This is a genomic window from Paenibacillus sp. MDMC362, assembly GCF_003269305.1.
GTDB lineage: Bacteria > Bacillota > Bacilli > Paenibacillales > Paenibacillaceae > Paenibacillus_AQ.
In genome coordinates this window covers 453,625-473,735 of record NZ_QLYT01000008.1, presented here as the reverse complement: position 1 = coordinate 473,735, position 20,111 = coordinate 453,625, and the positions used below count along the sequence as shown (strand labels likewise).

Sequence of the window (20,111 nt, the reverse complement as noted above, 5' to 3'; positions counted from 1 at the left end):
ATATCATGAGCTTTCGGGTTCAAACAGGGAGGGAAGCTTAGGTGAAAGTATCCAAGGTATCGCAGCGGAGAAGGCTGCTCTGGAGCCTGCTGCTGCTGCTCCTGCTGTTCTCAGCACTAATTATCAGACTGGCTTATGTGCAGATTGGGAAAGGCGCGGAGCTGTCGGCGAAGGCGGAGGATCTCTGGCGCCGCGACATACCGTTTGCGGCACAGCGTGGTGAGATTTTGGATCGTAACGGAACCGCATTGGTTACGAATATAACGACACCGACCATTTGGGCGATTCCTGTACAAATCAAAGATCCGGACCATACGGCCGAAACCTTGGCCGGGCTTATCAACATGGACAAAGCCGATATCAAGAAAATCATTACGAAACGTTCGAGGTTGGAACGGATAAATCCCGGTGGACGAAAAATTACGATGGAGCTGGCTCAGGAAATTCGTGATTTGAAGCTGCCGGGTATCGTTGTTGCTGAGGATAACAAACGGTATTATCCCTATGGCGATCTCGCAGCCCATATTTTGGGGTTCACGGGGGCCTACAGTCAGGGACTTACCGGCTTGGAAGCCATGCATGACGACAAGCTGAAGGGCTTCGAAGGCGGAATATCCTATCTGTCGGATGCAGGCGGGAGAATCATGCCGGGCTCCTCGGAGAAATACGTAGAGCCCCGAGACGGTCTGAATCTGGAGCTGACGATCGATAAATCGATTCAGTCCATAATGGAGCGGGAGCTTGATCAAGCCATGGTGAAATATCAGGCGAATGGGGCTTGGTCGATTGCCATGAACCCCAAGACGGGCGAGATTTTGGCAATGGCCAGCAGACCCGGGTATTCTCCTGCCAATTACCAGGAGTTTTCAGCCGAGACGTACAACCGCAACCTGCCGATCTGGATGACCTATGAACCAGGCTCTACGTTCAAGATTATTACGCTTGCCGCTGCCCTTGAAGAGGACAAGGTTGACCTGAAGAACGACCACTTCTTTGACAGCGGGGCGGTAGAGGTCGGTGGAGCGAGACTGCGCTGCTGGAAAAAAGGCGGCCATGGCAGTCAGACCTTCATGGAGGTTGTCCAGAATTCCTGCAACCCGGGCTTCGTGGCGTTAGGTCAGAAGCTGGGCAAGGAAAGCCTGTTTCAGTATATCCGCGATTTTGGCTTCGGGGCAAAGACGGGCATCGATTTGAATGGGGAAGAGAATGGGATCCTGTTCAAACTCGACAACGTCGGTCCCGTTGAACTGGCGACAACGGCATTTGGGCAAGGGGTATCGGTTACGCCGATCCAGCAGGTTGCTGCAGTGTCCGCCGCCATTAACGGCGGCAAATTGTTTAAGCCGCATGTGGCCAAGGCGTGGGTCAATCCAGAAACGGGAGAGACGGTCGAGGAAATCAAGCCGGAGCTTGTGAGACAAGTGATCTCGGAGGAAACATCCAAGCAAGTACGCGAGGCGCTCGAGAGTGTTGTCGCCAAAGGGACAGGACGCCCGGCCTTCATCGACGGCTATCGAGTCGGAGGGAAGACGGGAACCGCCCAGAAGGTTATTAACGGCCGGTACTCATCGACCGAGCATATCGTATCGTTCATCGGATTCGCGCCTGCCGATGATCCTGAGATTGTGGTGTACACGGCGGTAGATAATCCGAAGGGCATTCAATTCGGCGGTGTCGTGGCTGCTCCAATCGTGCAGAACATCCTGGAGGATGCGCTGCATTATATGAATGTTCCGCCGCGTAAAGACCAGCTTGCCCGTGAATACAAGTATGGTGAGACACCAACCGTGACTGTACCGAACCTGGTCGGAGCTACGGTTCAGGATCTGTATGAGGATCTGAATATGAATTTCATGCTGGCCAAGTCCGGGACCGGCAACACAGTGATTTCCCAGGCGCCGAAGCCGGGAAGCCGGGTAGAGCGAGGGTCTACCATTCGGATCTATATGGGCGAAGACCCCGAGTTAACCAAGCACGAACATTAAGGCATCATCCGATTCGGGAGCGAGGGCGGATGATGCAGATATATAGAGAGAGGGATAACAATGAAATTGAAGCAATTATCATCCGTATTGGCGGCTGCTGTTATCGAAGGATCCGGAGAAGTTGAAATCACGGGGATTGAAACAGACTCGAGACAAGTGAAAGCGGGGGATTTGTTCATTTGTCTGCCGGGCCATACGGTAGATGGACACCAGTTTGCAGCCCAGGCCGCTGACCAAGGCGCTGCGGCATTGGTCGTTGAGCGAAAGCTTGAGGTCGACCTTCCGCAAGTCATCGTGAGGGACAGCCGCTTTGCAATGGCGGGTTTGGCGAACTCCTTTTATAATCAGCCGAGCTCCCGCATGAAGATGATTGGCGTAACCGGAACGAACGGCAAGACTACGACAACGTATTTGATCGAGACGATCATGAACGATTACGGCTTGAAGACAGGATTGATCGGCACGATTCAGATGAAATACGACGGCCGGTCCTTCCCGATGCCGAGAACGACGCCCGAGGCGCTGGAGCTTCAGCGTTACTTGAACGATATGGCGAACGCAGGCACCGAGTGCTGCGTGATGGAGGTATCCTCGCATGCGCTAGAGCAGGGGCGGGTGAAGGGAACGGACTTCCGAACGGCCATATTCACGAATCTGACGCAGGATCATCTGGACTACCATCATACGATGGAAGAATACCGCGGCGCAAAAGGGTTATTTTTCTCCCGGCTGGGCAACGCTTTTGCCAAGGATGAACCATCTCGAAAATATGCCGTCCTGAACGCGGATGATGAGGCTTCGGCTTATTTTGCCAAGCAGACGGCGGCGGAAGTGATTACCTATGGTTTGGGAAAAGATGCGGATATACGGGCAAGCAACATCTCGATCACCGCTCAAGGCACCTCGTTCCATGTGGATACCTTCCGCGGTAGTGCGGATATTTCGATTCGAATGGTAGGGAAATTCAACGTGTATAATGCCATGGCCGCGATCGCTGCCGCGCTTCTTGAAGGAATTCCCCTCGAGAATATCAAGAACAGCCTGGAGTCCGTGCCCGGAGTTGACGGCCGCGTGGAGGTCGTGGATGAAGGTCAGCCGTACGCCGTGATCGTGGATTATGCGCATACGCCGGACGGACTCGAAAATGTGCTGCGTACCGTTAATGAATTCGCTGAGGGCCGGGTGCTCACGGTATTCGGCTGCGGCGGCGACCGGGATCGGACCAAACGGCCGATCATGGGTAAAATTGCTGCGAAATATAGCGATGTTGTATTGGTGACTTCCGACAATCCCCGCACGGAAGATCCGGATTTGATCCTGAAGGATATCGAAGCCGGCTTGATTGAGGACGGAGTGTCAACCGAAAGCTACAAGCTCATCGTTGATCGCCGGAAAGCGATTGAAAAGGCTATTGAAATGGCAAGCCCGGGCGATGTAGTATTGATTGCGGGGAAAGGTCATGAGACCTACCAGCTGATTGCGGGCGAAGTGCTAGATTTTGACGACCGCATCGTAGCCAAAGACGCGATAAGGGGCAGACAATAGTGATCCATAAATCATTAAAGAGCATCGCCGACATGTGCGGCGGGACGCTCTCACGTAACCAAGATGACAATATTTTCATTCAAGGGGTCGGTACCGACTCCCGAACCATACAGCCGGGAAACTTGTTTGTTCCGATTGTTGGCGAGAAATTTGACGGGCATGCGTTCGCGGAGAGCGTGCTAGCCAGCGGAGCCGGCGCCGCGCTCTGGCAGATAGATCATCAACCGATTCCCGACCTGCCGCTCATTCTCGTGGAGGATACGTTAACGGCGCTCCAGTCGCTTGCGGCGGCCTATTTGTCCGAGAGCAGCGCCAAGGTGGTGGGCATAACCGGCAGCAACGGAAAAACCACCGTGAAGGACATGGTGTCCGCACTGCTTGAAACCACGTTTAACGTTCACAAGACGCAGGGCAATTACAACAATCATATCGGTCTTCCGTTAACCGTACTGGCAATGAAGGAAGATACCGATATCGTCGTGCTTGAGATGGGCATGAGCGGGCGTCACGAGATTGAACTCCTTTCGACCATTGCTCGTCCGGATATGACGGTGATTACCAACGTGGGGGAAGCGCATCTGCTTCAGCTCGGTTCGCGCGAAGAAATTGCCCGCGCCAAGCTGGAAATTATTAGCGGCATGAAGCCGGGCGGCTTGCTGATCTACCATGGGGACGAACCGTTGATCCGCCAGGTGCTTGCTGAAGAAACTACGGTGAAGCCAGAAGGGCTTCGAACATTTACGTTCGGCAATCAAGAAACCAATGACGATTATCCGACGGGACTTATGTTCCATGCAAGAGGAATCATCTTCACTTCGAGCCGGCATGCGGGCGAAGGCTTTAGCTTGCCGCTTCTCGGGCGTCATAACGTAGTCAACGCGCTTGCGGCGATGGCTGTAGCAGCCCATTTGGGAATCGGCGATGAAGCTATTCGCAGCGGGTTTGCCAATCTGAAGCTGTCGAGCATGCGGATCGAAGCCGTGGAGACCGCATTCGGGGTCACCGTGCTGAACGACGCTTATAATTCGAGCCCTACCGCGGTCAAGGCGGCATTGGACGTGCTTGGTGATATGAAAGGATACCACCGGCGAATTGCCGTTCTCGGGGACATGCTGGAACTTGGTCAGCGTGAAGAGGAATTCCATGCCGAGATTGGAGATTACCTATCACCGGACAACGCGGATCTTGTGTTCACCTTCGGCCCATTGTCCCTTCACACGGCTGTGAAAGCGAAAGACCGCTTTCCTGAAGGGACAGTGATTCCGTTTACGGATAAAGAAAAACTGATCGAAGCCTTGCTGGAGCGGGTAACGGAGAAGGATATCGTATTGGTGAAAGCCTCGCGCGGCATGAGGCTGGAACACGTGGTTGACGCCTTGAAGGCCCTGCCTGGCGGCAACAACGGAGTGAGGGGGTGAGCTGATGGACTTTCAATTGCTGTTGTTGACAATCGGTGTAGCGTTTGTGCTTGCGGTGATATCGGCTCCGCTGCTCATTCCGCTGCTGCGGCGGATGAAGTTCGGCCAGCAGGTTAGGAACGACGGTCCGCAGAGCCATTTGAAAAAAGCAGGAACGCCAACGATGGGCGGCGTTGTGATTTTGCTTGCTTTTACACTGACTTATATTAAATTTTCTCCTGTCGATACTGATTTCTATGTGATGATCGTAGCGACGCTCGGTTTCGGTTTGATCGGCTTTCTTGACGACTATATTAAGATCGTATTTCGCAGATCATTAGGACTCACGGCCAGGCAGAAGCTGTTTGGACAGCTTCTGTTTTCCGGCATTATGTGCTGGCTGCTGATCTCCAACGGCCATAGCACCGCGATAAGCGTTCCAGGTATGGATTGGTCCTTTGATTGGGGGCCGTGGTTCTATTATCCGTTTATCGTAGTCATGATGCTTGCGGTCACCAATGCGGTCAATTTTACCGATGGAGTGGACGGTCTGCTGTCCGGTGTCAGTGCGATTGCCTTTGGCGCTTATGCCATTGTGGCGATCCAGTCTACGTCGTTCGCGGCGGCATTCTGCGCAGCGGCGATGATCGGTGCGGTACTCGGTTTTCTGGTATTTAACGCTCACCCTGCTAAAGTGTTCATGGGAGATACAGGGTCTTTAGGAATCGGGGGCGCTATTGGCGCCATAGCGATCGTAACCAAGAGCGAGCTGCTGTTCCTCATTATTGGCGGGGTATTCGTCATAGAAATGTTATCCGTTGTGCTTCAGGTGGTTTCCTTCAAAACCAGAGGCAAGCGAATATTCAAAATGAGCCCGATCCATCACCATTATGAATTATCCGGGTGGTCGGAGTGGCGCGTCGTCTTTACATTTTGGACCGTGGGACTGATACTTGCGGGACTCGGACTTTATATCAACAAGGGGTTGTAACATATGAAGCAGCTAGAAGATTATCGGGATAAGCATATCGTCGTACTGGGATTGGCCAAGAGCGGGGTACAGGCAGCTAAAGTGCTGCATCAAGCCGGAGCCTCCGTCATTGTGAACGACAGAAAGGAAAGAGAACAGTGTCCTGAAGCTTCGGAGCTCGAGGCTTTGGGTATTTCTGTTATTTGCGGTGGACATCCCGATGATCTTATTCATCCCGGTGTAACGCTTCTTGTCAAAAATCCCGGAATTCCGTATTCCGCCCCGCCTGTTCAAAAGGCGCTGGAGCTTAAGATTCCTGTCGTGACCGAAGTTGAAATCGCCTATCACCTGTGTGAAGCACCGATCATCGGCATTACAGGCTCCAATGGCAAAACAACGACGACTACCTGGGTCGGCGAGCTGCTGGAAGACGCTGGTCTTTCCCCGATTGTAGCCGGAAATATCGGCACGCCTCTATCCGAGGCTGCAGCAGAAGCAACGGAAAACAATTGGATGGTCGTTGAGCTGAGCAGCTTTCAATTAAAAGGGACAGTGGAGTTCAGGCCGCGTATTGCCTGCCTTCTCAACATTGCGGAAACGCATCTTGATTACCATGGCGGGATGGATGATTATGTTGCATCCAAAGCCAAGCTGTTCGCCAATCAGACTGCAGATGATACCGCTGTGCTCAATTGGGATGATCCCGTGTGCAGAAACCTTGTTCCGTATATCAAGGCGCGCATCGTGCCTTTTTCGATGAGTGAGAGCCTTCGTGAAGGGGTTCACGTAATGCCGCCATATGTTGCCGGTACCCAGGACTCGGACGACGACGATCAGGGGCGTACGCTGATCTATACAGATGGCGAAGGGTTTACGCATGAGATCATCCGTGTGGAGAACATCGGACTGCCCGGAAGATTTAATGTAGGGAATGCATTGGCTGCTTGTGCGATAGCCATAGCGGCCGGCGTTGCCCCCGATAAGCTGGAAGGAGCTTTATCCAGCTTCCGCGGCGTTGAGCATCGCCTGGAATACGTTGCCGAACTGCAGGGCGTATCCTATTACAATAACTCGAAGGCAACCAATTCCAAGGCGACGCACATGGCATTGACTTCGTTCAAGGAGCCTATCGTATTAATCGCAGGCGGGCTTGACCGCGGGTCGGATTATGAGGAATTGATTCCTTCCTTGCAAGGACGGGTAAAAGCCGTCGTGCTTCTTGGCGAAACGAAGGAGAAAATCGCGAAGGCTGCAGCCAAAGCCGGATTAAAGGACATCTTCCTCGTCGATAATGGGAAGGACGCCGCCGCGACCTTGACCTCGGCTGTCCAGAAGGCTGCCGGGCTCGCAGAGAGCGGGGATATTGTTCTACTATCTCCCGCATGTGCGAGCTGGGACATGTTTCCTTCCTTCGAGGATCGAGGACGCATTTTTAAAGAGGCGGTGCATAACCTTTAAGTAGGGGGGTGGATAAGCCCCTACTAAGGATGTACGAGGTGGCCTTTCCATGAACAAGAACCGCCAGGCGCCCGATCTGTGGCTGCTGATCTGTATTTTGGCCCTGCTGGCCATCGGAATCGTCATGGTATACAGCGCAGGATCCGTCCTCGCATTTCATGACTATGGCGATAAGTTTTATTTTGTGAAGCGTCAGCTGTTTTTTGCCTGTTTGGGGCTTGCTGCCATGTACTTCACATCGAGGACCGACTATCGGGTTTGGAAGAAATACAGCAAGCTTGCATTGCTGGTCTGCTTTTTTATGCTGATTATCGTACTTATTCCAGGGATCGGCGTTGTTCGCGGCGGGGCCAGAAGCTGGCTCGGCATCAGCTCGTTCGGGATTCAACCCTCCGAGTTTATGAAGCTGGGCATGATTCTGTTTCTGTCACGCTGGCTCAGTAAGCAAGATTATGATATTACGTCTTTTACCAGGGGGCTTTTGCCGCCGCTTGGTTTAATCGGACTGGCATTCGGATTGATTATGCTGCAGCCTGATTTGGGTACGGGTGCCGTTATGCTCGGAGCTGCGATGATGATTGTTTTTACCGCAGGGGCACAGATGAAGCATCTGGGCTTTCTCGCATTAGGCGGGGTTGCGGGTTTCATTGGCTTGATTCTGACAGCCCCCTACCGGCTGAAGCGGATAACCGGGTTTCTCGATCCATGGTCCGATCCGCTTGGCGCAGGCTATCAGATCATCCAATCTCTCTATGCCATAGGGCCGGGCGGACTCGGCGGGCTCGGGCTTGGCATGAGTCGTCAGAAGTACGCTTATGTACCTGAGCCGCAGACTGATTTTATTTTCTCGATCTTGGCCGAAGAGCTTGGATTCATTGGCGGTTTGATTGTATTGCTCTTGTTCGCTGCCCTGGTCTGGCGGGGCATGAGGGTGGCCATGACGGTATCCGACGGCTTTGGAAGTCTGCTGGCTGTTGGGATCGTGGGCATGGTCGCCATACAGGTCGTTATCAATATCGGTGTCGTTATCGGTTTAATGCCGGTGACAGGGATTACGCTGCCGCTCATCAGTTACGGAGGCAGCTCACTGACGCTGATGCTGACGGCGCTGGGCATTCTATTAAATATTTCCCGTTATGCGAGGTGAAGGGTATGCGTGTCGTATTGACCGGCGGCGGAACGGGGGGGCATATTTACCCCGCCGTTGCCATTGCAAGACAATGTGAAAAGGAAGATCCGAAAACGGAGTTTTTATATATCGGAGGCAAGCGAGGACTCGAAAGCAAGCTGGTACCCCAGGAGAAGCTGCGGTTTGAGAGCATCGATATCACGGGGTTCCGGCGCAAGCTGTCTCTGGAGAACGTGAAGACGATCATGCGTTTTTTCAAAGGCGTGAAGCGATCGAAGGCCCTGTTGAAGGAATTTAAACCCGATGTCGTGATCGGTACCGGAGGTTATGTGTGCGGTCCGGTGGTTTATGCAGCGGCCAAGCTCGGAATACCAACCATGATTCATGAACAGAATGCGATTCCCGGCCTCACCAACCAGTTCCTCAGCCGCTATGCGGATACGGTGGCGGTCAGCTTTGAGGGATCGGAGTCTTCTTTTCCTAAAGCCAAAAGAACGGTATATACAGGAAATCCACGTGCGACAACGGTATTATCCGCCAATCGTGAACGTGGATTTGCTACGCTCGGCATTCCGGTGGACAGCCAGGTCGTACTGATCGTCGGCGGAAGCCGGGGTGCCAAGGCGATCAATAACGCGATGATCGGGATGGCGCCGTTCATACAGAAACTGCCGGGCGTGCATTTCGTGTTTGTTACGGGCGAAACTTATTTTGAGAACACGCGGGAATCCATTCTGTCCCAGCTCGGTACCATGCCGAATCAACTTCATATCGTGCCATACGTTCATAATATGCCGGAAGTGCTTGCGGCTACTTCGCTGATTGTAAACCGTGCGGGAGCTTCATTCCTGGCGGAGATTACATCCCTTGGCATTCCATCCGTACTTATCCCTTCACCTAACGTCACCAATAACCATCAGGAGGCGAATGCGAGGCAATTGGAGGAAGCGGGTGCGTCCAGCATGATTCTTGAAAAGGATTTGACGGCGGAATCGCTGTTCGCAAAGCTTGAGGAGATCATGACCAGTCGTACTTCCAGAGAGGCGATGTCCGCGGCTGCGAAAAAGCTCGGCAAACCGGATTCTGCTTCCATTATGGTTCAAGAAATCCGCCGGTTAACCGGCAAACGCTAAATCGGCTGGGCGATTGTCACACACCTATGGAGCCTGACATAAGATACTCTATAATCGTGACACACCCATGAGGCCGGCATTACTGACAGCGGCCATCTCTTCATTCAGTTGAAGGAATGGCCTTTTGGTTTTGAAAGTCAAGGGGAGGTTTATTTAAAATGCAGCAGTGGAAATCGCTACTATCAGAGGCCAATATCGGAACAGTGTTATGGAATGAACCGCTGGCAAAATATACGACGTGGAAAATAGGCGGACCAGCCGATTGCCTGATTATACCTGAGAACAAGGAACAGCTCAGGGAACTGGTCACCCTTCTCCATGCCCATCACATACCTTGGACACAATTGGGCCGCGGTTCAAACATGTTGGTTGCCGATAAAGGCATTCGGGGAGCGGTCATCAAGCTGGGCCAGGGATTTGAGGCACTTCATTTTGACGGAGAGACGGTAACTGCAGGCGGCAGTCTGTCTTTTGTCAAGCTCAGTGTTCTGGCCGGAAAAGAAGGATTATCCGGTCTTGAATTTGCCGGAGGCATTCCTGGATCGGTCGGAGGGGCCGTCTACATGAATGCAGGTGCCCATGGGTCTGATGTGTCACGCATATTCAAGTCCGCTGACATTGTACTGGAAACAGGGGAATTGGTTACGTATGCTGCGAAAGATATGGCGTTTGATTACCGACACTCCATTCTGCATGAACGAAAAGGGATTGTGACTGAAGCGGTATTTGGGCTCCGTCAAGGAGACCGCAAAGAAATTTCAGCTGTTATGGCCTCCTACAAGGACCGTCGCCGGCGTACACAGCCGCTCCAATCCGCAACGGCAGGCAGTGTTTTTCGCAACCCGCCCGGTGATCATGCCGCGAGGTTGATCGAGGCTGCCGGTCTTAAGGGCCTGCGGATCGGGGGCGCAGAAGTTTCTTTACAGCATGCCAATTTCATTGAGAATACCGGTCAAGCGACAGCAGAGGACGTGCTCGCTTTGATGGAACGTATTAAGGAAACCATCTCGGAAAAGAACGGAATTCATATGGTGCCTGAGGTGTACGTTCTGGGCGAGCGGTAAACTCGGAGGTGATACATTGGACAAATTGGTGATTGAGGGTGGAAGGCCCCTATCTGGAACCATTCGTATCCATGGAGCAAAAAATGCAGCTTTACCTATTCTAGCAGCCAGTCTTCTGGCAGAAGGGACTGTAAGATTAAGCAATGTCCCGCACCTGCTGGATATTGAAGTGATGCTCAGCATTCTCAGCCGTCTTGGCTCCAAATGCAAGCATGAGCTGGAGACGGTAACCGTGGATACCTCGTCTGCCAATTCGTTTCATGTCCCGGAAGATTTAATGAAGCAGATGCGATCCTCCATCTTTTTGATGGGACCTCTGCTGGCCCGTTTTGGTGAAGTGACGATCTATCAGCCGGGGGGCTGCGCGATCGGAGAACGCAAGATCGACCTCCATCTTCAGGGATTGCAGGCGCTTGGTGCGGAAATCGAGGAGAGTAACGATATGATCCATTGCAGGGCAAGCCGGCTGGTCGGAACGGATATTCATCTGGATTTTGCCAGCGTAGGGGCAACGGAGAATATCATGATGGCAGCAGCAACGGCGCTTGGCACAACGGTGCTCACCAATGCCGCGAGAGAGCCTGAAATTCAGGATCTTCAGCATTTCCTGAACAAGATGGGAGCGAACATTATCGGCGCAGGAACGGATACCATCACGATCCATGGCGTGGATCGCCTGGAGCCCTGCGAGTACGAGATCATACCCGACCGGATCGTAGCCGGCACCGTCATGATCGCAGCGGCCGTCACCCGCGGTAGTGTAACGCTTACAAAGACCAATCCATCTCATTTAACTTCCCTTATACATGTGCTAAAGCGCGCCGGTGTTCAAACCAGTATATGCAATGATATAATAAACATAAGCTGTATGAGCCGTCCTAAAGCGGTGGAACGTATCGTGACTTCACCGTATCCTTCGTTCCCGACTGATTTGCAATCTCAGGTCATGGTCTTGCTGTCCTTGGCGGACGGATTTAGCGTGATGAAAGAGACGGTATTCGAAGGACGATTCAAGCATGTGGAGGAACTCTCCCGTATGGGGGCGGACATTTCCACGGATCTGAACTACGCGTTTATACGCGGTGTTCAGAGAATTTATGGAGCTACGGTGGAGGCAACCGATCTTCGGGCTGGAGCGGCGCTCGTCATTGCCGGTTTGGCCGCGCAGGGAACGACCGTGGTGGAGCAAGTTCACCATATTGACCGCGGTTATGATCGTATTGAAAACATGTTCCAAGGTTTAGGCGCACGGATCTATCGTCAATCTCCGGTGCCAAAACCGCTTGATTTAGCCAATTGAGGTCCTGGGCTTCCCCTCCGAACAAGGAGGGGATAACAGGTCTTTATGGAGAGAGTGGATATGTCCAAGACACATATGCCTGTCCTGAAGCAGGACAAGCCCAAACCGAAAACAGCCAAAAAAATCATATGGATACTTTTGCTGCTGTTCGTAGCCCTGCTGACGATTCTGTTTTTCCGGTCGTCAGTCAGCCAAGTTACCGAGATTCATTTTACAGGCAATACGTTTAATAGCAATGAGCAGCTTATCAAGCAAAGCGGACTCCACATCGGGGACCAGTACTTTGGCGTTGAGCCGAAAGTTGTGCAGGAACGCCTGATGAAGCTCGGAACGATTAAGTCGGCTGAAGTGGTCAAAAACTTTCCGGGCGAAGTCAGCATCGTGGTGACGGAATATCCTACGGTGGCCTACGAGTTGGCCGACAGCGGGGAACTTCAAGCCATACTGGCCAGCGGCACCTCGGTTCCGGTTACAGCGAGCGGTATTGCCGTTGAGAAGCCTATTTTGACCAATTGGGATCCGGGCGACCCCAACAAGGCAGAACTTAGCGAATTGCTTGCGGAGATTTCGGGCAGCCTGACCTCCGATATCTCGGAAATCATGCCGTCACCGACGCTATCTTTTCCGGATCGGATCAAGATGTATACACGTTCCAAATTCGAAGTCATCACTTCGGTATCCTTGCTCCGTGACAAAGTAGAATATCTGAATCAGGTTACCGAAATGGAGCGGCCGGGTGTGATTACGATGCTGGAAGCAGATTCTTACGTGCCGTTTGTAGAAGAAGTTAAAGAAGACGCGGAAGAAGGGCAATAAGCCCCCTACTCAGAGATTGGAATAAATGGTACAATTGAAAGTATTGACAACTTGTTTCGGCTCTTCTTTTTTGAATGACTTTTACGGCCTGTTATAGCAAATGTTGGCAGTAAAAAAAATGTTGAAAAAAGAGGGAAAGACCAGTGAGTGTTGAATAAGTAGAAATGTATTCTTTATAATCAAATTAATTTGCTGAAAACAGGAGGTGCCAGGGCTTGAGCAACAATGACATCATTGTTAGTTTGGACATCGGTACATCCAAAGTTCGTGCTATTATTGGGGAAGTTAATAATGGAACCTTTAATATTATTGGAGTTGGATCTGCCGACTCGGAGGGAATTCGCAAAGGTGCAATTGTAGATATCGACCAGACCGTACAATCCATTCGCAGCGCTGTTGATCATGCGGAGCGTATGGTCGGTATTCAAATATCCGAAGTATATGTCGGCATTTCCGGAAATCATATCGGACTTCAATCCAGCCATGGAGTTGTGGCAGTATCGAACGAGGATCGCGAAATTGGTGAAGAGGACATCGACCGCGTGCTGAAAGCAGCGGAAGTCGTGGCGCTTCCTCCGGACCGTGAAATTATCGATGTGGTTGCTAAACAGTTTGTAGTTGACGGTTTGGAAGGAATCTCTGATCCGCGAGGAATGATCGGCGTAAGACTAGAAGTTGAAGCGACGATTATTACTGGCGCCAAAACGGCAATACATAATCTGTTACGTTGTGTGGAGAAATCAGGTCTGAAAGTGAAGGATCTGGTGTTGATTCCGCTTGGTGCCGGACAGTTGGCCTTGTCCAAGGATGAGAAGACGATGGGGTCGGTGCTGGTTGACGTCGGGGCGGGCTCAACCACGTTGGCTGTGTTCGAGGGAGGCAGCATTGCCGCAACTTCGACGCTTCCGGTTGGTGGAGATTTCGTTACGAATGATATTGCGTATGGTCTGCGAACGCTGACGGATCAGGCAGAGAAGGTTAAACTGAAATACGGATGCGCGCTGATCGAGAGTGCCGCACATGAAGTAACGTTTAAAGTGACAAGAATTGGAAGCAATGTGGACAAGGAGTTCACTCAGGAAGATCTGGCAGCTATCATTGAACCACGCGTTCAGGAAATTTTCCAATTGGTGAGCCAAGAAATTAAACGCTTGGGTTACAGTGAGCTTCCTGGTGGTTATATACTTACTGGGGGCACTATGTCCATGCCTGGTGTGCTGCAGGTGGCACAAAATGAGCTGGCGACTTCCGTACGGATTGCGGTTCCCGATTTCATCGGTGTTCGTGATCCGGGATACTGCAGCGGAGTCGGCATCCTCCATAATGCAATCCGGAACGTACGTGTACGCAATACAGGAGGAAGCAACAACAGCAGCGGAAACAGCAAGAAACCGGTGAACCGCGCTAAACAGCAAAATCCTGTCGCAGCAACTCAGGAGACCAGCCAGAAGCCGGGATTAATTGAACGTCTGAAAAAGATGTTCAGCGAGTTTATATAGCGGATTCATTCGACTGTGGACGTGCCATCCACGCACATTGAGGGGGAGATGGATTAGATGTTGGAATTTGATTTTGAAATGGACAGCTTAGCTCAAATAAAAGTAATCGGAGTAGGTGGCGGCGGAAGCAACGCTGTTAACCGAATGATAGAAAATGGTGTGCAGGGTGTTGAATTCATTACGGTCAATACGGATGCTCAGGCACTCCACCTTGCAAAATCCGAGCATAAACTGCAAATCGGGGACAAGCTCACTCGCGGTCTTGGAGCCGGCGCCAATCCTGACGTAGGCAAGAAGGCTGCGGAAGAATCCCGCGATTTGATCATGAACACGCTGAAGGGTGCCGATATGGTATTCGTTACGGCCGGTATGGGTGGCGGAACCGGAACGGGTGCTGCTCCTGTCATTGCTGAAATCGCCAAGGAATGCGGCGCACTGACCGTAGGCGTGGTGACTCGGCCATTTACCTTTGAGGGACGCAAGCGCTCTTCTCAGGCAGAGCTGGGCATTGAAGCACTGAAAGAGAAGGTTGATACGCTGATCGTCATCCCGAATGATCGACTTCTCGAGATTGTCGACAAGAAGACACCGATGCTTGAAGCGTTCCGTGAAGCGGACAACGTTCTCCGCCAAGCGGTTCAAGGTATTTCCGACTTGATCAAGGTACCGGGTCTGATCAACCTCGACTTTGCCGACGTGAAGACAATTATGACGGAACGAGGATCGGCGCTGATGGGCATCGGTATGGCGACCGGCGAGAACCGTGCATCCGAGGCGGCCCGCAAGGCCATCATGAGCCCGCTGCTGGAAACGTCCATCGAGGGCGCGCGCGGCGTCATTATGAATATTACCGGCGGAACCAACCTCTCCTTGTACGAGGTGAATGAAGCGGCTGAGATCGTAATCTCCGCTTCGGATCCGGAAGTGAACATGATCTTCGGTGCCATCATCGATGAAAGCATGAAGGATGAAATCAAGGTTACGGTTATCGCTACCGGCTTTGAGAGCAAGCCTTCACCAATCCCGCCGGGACGTCGTCCTGCAATGCCGCAAGGGGAACAACAGCAACAACAGCAGTCGGCAGCGGACAAGAGTAATGTAAATCTGAAGCCGTTTGGCAATCAGAACAGCAATGATCAGCTTGATATTCCTACTTTCCTTCGCAATCGTTCCCGCAATAATGATTAATAGCGGTAAGCCTGTGCTTCGTCATCATGATGAAGACAGGCTTATTTTTGTGTCTCAAGCTCGCCCTCTTCCTGTTATTTCATTTACAAGGCCAACAGCTGATGCTGTCACACTTTCACGAATAAAAGCCCAATGAGCAATTAGAGTGGATATTAAGGATATTCCCCGAACTTTCCTGCCAAGTAGAGATCCCGCCGACAGCGCTAAGAGGCTGCTCTGGGTACAGGTCTCTAAAAACTGCCCTTCATCGACAAAAAAAGTCTGTAATCCGCCCACAGGTTTAGACAGACTTTGAATTCTATTCTTCTTATACTAGTAACATCTCCCGTTGCCCAGAAAACAACAGAAGGATAACCGAAGTGATACTTCGACTAGGCAGGTGAACAACCTGGTTGTTTATATTGATCTCATATTTTTGGCAAACCTCGTCATTGACGGCATGTTGCTGGCTTTGACCGCGTGGATGCGCAGGATCAAGCCAAGGTGGTGGAGACTTGTATTATCCTCTGTGGTAGGCGCACTGTATGTCGTCATGATGTTTGTCCCGCAACTCTCATTTTTGTTTACTTTTCTCATCAAATTTGGACTTTCGTTGATCATGTTATGGATTGCTTTCGGCTTTGCAAGCTTACAGAGTTATCTGCGAAATTTGGGAGCATTTTATATGGTGAATTTTGCGGCGGCCGGAGGCATTATCGGTGTTCATTACTTGGTCCAAAATTCGGGAGAACTGTTTAGCGGGATATGGTATACGACATCGGGAGGGCTATCGTTTGAACTGAAGGTGGGATTCTGGTTTGCGTGCATTACCTTTTTTGTAGTTGTATTCGCATTTAAAGCCGTTCAGACCACGAAACGTAAAACCGAGACCCGGGAGGCCTTATTAGGAGAGGTGTCTGTATGGATCGGCAGCGCCAAAATATCCTGTGTGGGGCTGCTCGATACAGGTAACCAATTGAGTGATCCCTTAACCCGCACGCCGGTTATGGTGATGGAAGCAGCACTCTGGGAAGCCCACCTGCCTCAGGGATGGAGCAATCAGTTGATGGAGGGGGAACCGGACAAATTAATCATGGGGCTGGCGGCAGAGGAATTTGAATGGCAAGACCGTCTGCGGCTTGTTCCCTATCGCGGTGTCAACCGGGGGGCTGCTTTCATGCTTGCGTTAAAGCCCGACATGGTACGGATCGAGCTGGGAGGATTTGAATATTCGGCATCCAAGGTGTTAATTGGTCTTGATGGCGGGACGCTCTCGGGTGACAGGGCATACCGGGCCATTATCCATCCGGCATTGACGGAAGGAGAAGGCACGCCGAAAACGAATGCCGATTCAAACAAGCCGGTGTCCGATGGAAGCTGCAAATCCGAGGTGGACGCTTCACCGCTCAATGGGGGAACCGGTACGGAATCGGGTGCAGCCGCAGCCAAGAACGCAGGATGATAACCATGAAGCCATTTTCATAGTGTTCGAGTTTGCCATCCTTACGGCGGACTCATGAATAAGTCTTTGAAAACCTTTATGACTTTTTCCAGAGCATGCCGGACTAGAAGAATTGAAAATTACGTTATGAAGCCAGTTATCCCTACGGGAAAACGTTTAGGAGGATAAGAGATGCCCGTTAAATGGAGATTAGCATTGCAGCTGCAGTATTATCGCGTACTTTTTTTGCTAGGCCTGAAGAGTCAGGAAATCTACTATATCGGAGGAAGCGAGGCGCTCCCGCCGCCGCTTACGAAAGAGGAAGAGGAGTTCTTGCTCAAGAAGCTGCCTACCGGGGATGCAGCCACCCGTGCCATGCTTATCGAACGTAACCTGCGTCTGGTTGTTTACATTGCCCGCAAATTCGAGAACACCGGCATTAACATCGAGGATTTGGTATCGATTGGTGCCATCGGTTTGATTAAGGCGGTGAATACGTTTGACCCGGAGAAAAAAATCAAGCTGGCTACATACGCCTCGCGCTGTATTGAGAACGAAATTTTAATGTATTTGCGCCGGAATAACAAAACCCGCAGCGAGGTTTCTTTTGACGAACCGCTGAATATCGATTGGGACGGCAATGAATTGCTCCTATCCGACGTATTAGGTACTGAGAATGACACCATTTACCGTAATATCGAGGAGCAGGTCGACCGGAAGCTGCTGCAAAAAGCACTCGATAAATTAAGCGACCGGGAACGCATGATTATGGAGCTCCGTTTTGGTCTTCAGGACGGTGAGGAAAAGACGCAAAAAGACGTGGCAGATCTGCTTGGAATCTCACAATCCTACATTTCCCGATTGGAGAAGAGAATTATAAAGAGGCTCCGCAAAGAATTCAACAAGATGGTGTAACTGGAAATCGTAAGGAATAAAATAGCCCCCCTCGGAGATAATGTACAGTAATGTTTCTCCTTGGGAGGTTAGTCATCATGACGCGAAACAAAGTTGAAATTTGTGGTGTGGATACGTCAAAACTGCCTGTTCTGACGAATGTGGAAATGAGGGAACTGTTTCATAATCTGCAGCAGAACAATGAACGATCGGCTCGAGAAAAACTGGTGAACGGCAACCTGAGACTGGTGCTCAGCGTCATCCAAAGGTTTAACAATCGGGGAGAGTTTGTTGATGATCTGTTTCAGGTGGGCTGCATCGGATTGATGAAAGCCATCGACAATTTTGATTTATCGCAAAATGTTAAATTTTCCACTTATGCCGTACCGATGATTATCGGAGAAATACGTCGATACTTAAGGGACAATAACCCGATTCGCGTCTCCCGATCCCTGCGTGATATTGCTTACAAAGCACTTCAGGTCAGGGATCAGCTGACAAATGCGAACTCGCGTGAACCGACGATTTTTGAAATTTCCGAAGCGCTGAACGTGCCCAAGGAAGACGTTGTTTTTGCATTAGATGCTATTCAAGATCCCGTTTCGCTGTTTGAGCCGATTTATCATGACGGTGGCGATCCGATTTATGTGATGGATCAAATCAGTGATGATAAGAACAAGGATGTGTCCTGGATTGAGGAAATTGCGCTCCGGGAAGCGATGCACAAGCTCGGACAACGCGAGAAAATGATTTTATCCATGCGGTTTTATGAAGGCAAGACCCAGATGGAAGTTGCCGATGAAATCGGCATCTCCCAAGCTCAAGTGTCCCGCCTGGAGAAGTCAGCGATCAAGCAGATGCAGAAGCACGTCAAAACGTAAGAAGACCCAGCAATCAATCGAACAGATAACGATCCCGTTTATGGGATCGTTTTTTTAATTTTAGATAAGCTATTTTGCCTAAGCGGCTCATATATTGAACAGAGGGATACGGATTGAAGATGGATGGACGGACGGAAAACCTTCAAATACATCTAAGGTGTGATACTCATGATACCTGATAATCAAATGGTGGGGAAAAAGATGAAAATTTCCGATTTTCAAACGAAGGACGTTATTAACATCATTGATGGCAAGCGGCTCGGACAGATCAGCGATCTGGAGCTGGACTTGCGGCAGGGCCGGATCGAAGCGATTGTGGTGCCAAGTTACGGTAAATTTATGGGGCTGTTCGGCGGCGGGAGCGATTTGATCATTCCGTGGCGGAATATCGTCAAGATTGGCTCGGATGTCGTTCTTGTCAAAATGGAGGAATTGCGAAGAACGCCCGATGATCAGGAATCGGTGGAGTACCTGGATCGGCCGGACCGGCGATCCTTCTAAACAGACGGGTCCGGTTAATGTGTCTCCGGCGTGGGTTTTCTGTTACACTGGTCATAGAGGTGGGATGCGCATGGAACCGTTTGTTAGGCAAGATCAGCAGGCACCGAGTCTGTTTGTGCTCGAAAAATGGAGTGGGGGATCAGGAAGCGCCGGACTCACGGCCGGCTTCACAGGCAGGCATGGCGGCGTAAGCCGAGCCCCCTATGATAGTTTGAATTTAGCCTTTCATGTCGGAGACGAGCCGCGTGACATTGTAGAGAACCGGAAACGTACCGCTGCGGCATTGGGCTTTTCTCTGGAAGATTGGACCTGCGGTGAACAGGTCCATGATGTTCAGATTGGCGTGGTTCATGATAAGGACAGAGGCAGAGGGAGTTTGGACCGAGCCTCGGCTTTTCAAAATACGGATGGACTTGTAACCAATGTCCCCGGCGTTTTATTGACGTCTTTCTACGCGGACTGCGTGCCGCTTTATTTTTGGGATCCGGTTACGGGTGCTGTCGGTTTGGCACACGCTGGCTGGAAGGGGACCGTGGGAAGCATCGCCGAGAAAATGGTTGACAGGATGGTTGTGGAATACGGAAGCTTGCCTCAACACATTCACGCTGCGATTGGTCCATCCATAAGCGAGTGCTGCTACGAGGTGGATGATCGGGTCATGGATCGTGTCCGCAATATCGGAATCGAGGGATTCACATCCGAGAAAGTTACAAATTCAGCTTTTTATATCGACAAGGGACATGGGAAATACATGCTGAACTTGAAAGAAATAAACAGACACATTATGATTAAAGCAGGAATATTGGCGGAACATATCGAATGTACATCATGGTGTACAAGCTGCAATCATGATCTGTTCTTCTCTTATCGTAAAGATGGGGGGACAACGGGTCGTATGGCAAGTTGGATCGGGATGAGAAAGAGGTGAGTC

At 51.2% G+C, this 20,111-nt stretch carries 17 protein-coding genes; all 17 read left to right on the top strand.

The annotated features are described in order from the left end of the window. The first annotated feature begins 41 nt into the window (after positions 1–41). Positions 42–1,985, top strand: coding sequence for a stage V sporulation protein D (locus tag DP091_RS04460; protein WP_113057216.1), 1,944 nt, complete (start codon positions 42–44; stop codon positions 1,983–1,985). A 60-nt stretch (positions 1,986–2,045) separates the two neighbouring features. Further along, complete coding sequence (locus DP091_RS04455; RefSeq protein WP_113057215.1) at positions 2,046–3,530, top strand: UDP-N-acetylmuramoyl-L-alanyl-D-glutamate--2,6-diaminopimelate ligase; 1,485 nt, start codon at positions 2,046–2,048, stop codon at positions 3,528–3,530. Continuing rightward, positions 3,530–4,948, top strand: coding sequence for a UDP-N-acetylmuramoyl-tripeptide--D-alanyl-D-alanine ligase (locus tag DP091_RS04450; RefSeq protein WP_113057214.1), 1,419 nt, complete (start codon positions 3,530–3,532; stop codon positions 4,946–4,948). The genes DP091_RS04455 and DP091_RS04450 overlap by 1 nt, the downstream gene beginning before the upstream one ends. Positions 4,949–4,952: 4 nt before the next feature. Then, positions 4,953–5,918: a phospho-N-acetylmuramoyl-pentapeptide-transferase gene (gene mraY, locus DP091_RS04445; protein WP_113057213.1), complete on the top strand. Its 966-nt coding sequence runs from the start codon at positions 4,953–4,955 to the stop codon at positions 5,916–5,918. A gap of 3 nt (positions 5,919–5,921) precedes the next feature. Next, positions 5,922–7,355, top strand: coding sequence for a UDP-N-acetylmuramoyl-L-alanine--D-glutamate ligase (gene murD / locus DP091_RS04440; protein WP_113057212.1), 1,434 nt, complete (start codon positions 5,922–5,924; stop codon positions 7,353–7,355). A gap of 49 nt (positions 7,356–7,404) precedes the next feature. Beyond that, positions 7,405–8,502, top strand: coding sequence for a stage V sporulation protein E (gene spoVE / locus DP091_RS04435; RefSeq protein WP_071222986.1), 1,098 nt, complete (start codon positions 7,405–7,407; stop codon positions 8,500–8,502). A 5-nt stretch (positions 8,503–8,507) separates the two neighbouring features. Continuing rightward, positions 8,508–9,617, top strand: coding sequence for an undecaprenyldiphospho-muramoylpentapeptide beta-N-acetylglucosaminyltransferase (murG, locus tag DP091_RS04430; protein WP_113057211.1), 1,110 nt, complete (start codon positions 8,508–8,510; stop codon positions 9,615–9,617). A 158-nt stretch (positions 9,618–9,775) separates the two neighbouring features. Next, complete coding sequence (gene murB, locus DP091_RS04425; RefSeq protein WP_113057210.1) at positions 9,776–10,681, top strand: UDP-N-acetylmuramate dehydrogenase; 906 nt, start codon at positions 9,776–9,778, stop codon at positions 10,679–10,681. Between the two features lie 16 nt (positions 10,682–10,697). Next, complete coding sequence (gene murA, locus DP091_RS04420) at positions 10,698–11,981, top strand: UDP-N-acetylglucosamine 1-carboxyvinyltransferase (protein WP_113057209.1); 1,284 nt, start codon at positions 10,698–10,700, stop codon at positions 11,979–11,981. 60 nt (positions 11,982–12,041) lie between these two features. Continuing rightward, positions 12,042–12,797 (top strand): cell division protein FtsQ/DivIB, encoded by a 756-nt coding sequence (locus tag DP091_RS04415; RefSeq protein ID WP_113057264.1) that lies wholly within the window; start codon positions 12,042–12,044, stop codon positions 12,795–12,797. A gap of 215 nt (positions 12,798–13,012) precedes the next feature. Next, positions 13,013–14,296: a cell division protein FtsA gene (gene ftsA, locus DP091_RS04410; RefSeq protein WP_113057208.1), complete on the top strand. Its 1,284-nt coding sequence runs from the start codon at positions 13,013–13,015 to the stop codon at positions 14,294–14,296. Positions 14,297–14,353: 57 nt separating this feature from the next. After that, positions 14,354–15,484 carry a cell division protein FtsZ gene (gene ftsZ / locus DP091_RS04405; protein ID WP_113057207.1) on the top strand — a complete coding sequence of 377 codons (1,131 nt, stop codon included), beginning with the start codon at positions 14,354–14,356 and terminating at the stop codon, positions 15,482–15,484. Between the two features lie 388 nt (positions 15,485–15,872). Then, positions 15,873–16,925, top strand: coding sequence for a sigma-E processing peptidase SpoIIGA (gene spoIIGA, locus DP091_RS04400; protein WP_258394404.1), 1,053 nt, complete (start codon positions 15,873–15,875; stop codon positions 16,923–16,925). Positions 16,926–17,096: 171 nt separating this feature from the next. Continuing rightward, positions 17,097–17,819: an RNA polymerase sporulation sigma factor SigE gene (gene sigE / locus DP091_RS04395; RefSeq protein WP_071222992.1), complete on the top strand. Its 723-nt coding sequence runs from the start codon at positions 17,097–17,099 to the stop codon at positions 17,817–17,819. A gap of 77 nt (positions 17,820–17,896) precedes the next feature. Beyond that, positions 17,897–18,679, top strand: coding sequence for an RNA polymerase sporulation sigma factor SigG (gene sigG, locus DP091_RS04390; protein WP_006209087.1), 783 nt, complete (start codon positions 17,897–17,899; stop codon positions 18,677–18,679). A 201-nt stretch (positions 18,680–18,880) separates the two neighbouring features. After that, complete coding sequence (locus DP091_RS04385) at positions 18,881–19,180, top strand: YlmC/YmxH family sporulation protein (RefSeq protein WP_233354800.1); 300 nt, start codon at positions 18,881–18,883, stop codon at positions 19,178–19,180. Between the two features lie 70 nt (positions 19,181–19,250). Further along, positions 19,251–20,108, top strand: coding sequence for a peptidoglycan editing factor PgeF (gene pgeF, locus DP091_RS04380; RefSeq protein WP_113057205.1), 858 nt, complete (start codon positions 19,251–19,253; stop codon positions 20,106–20,108). Positions 20,109–20,111 lie beyond the last annotated feature (3 nt).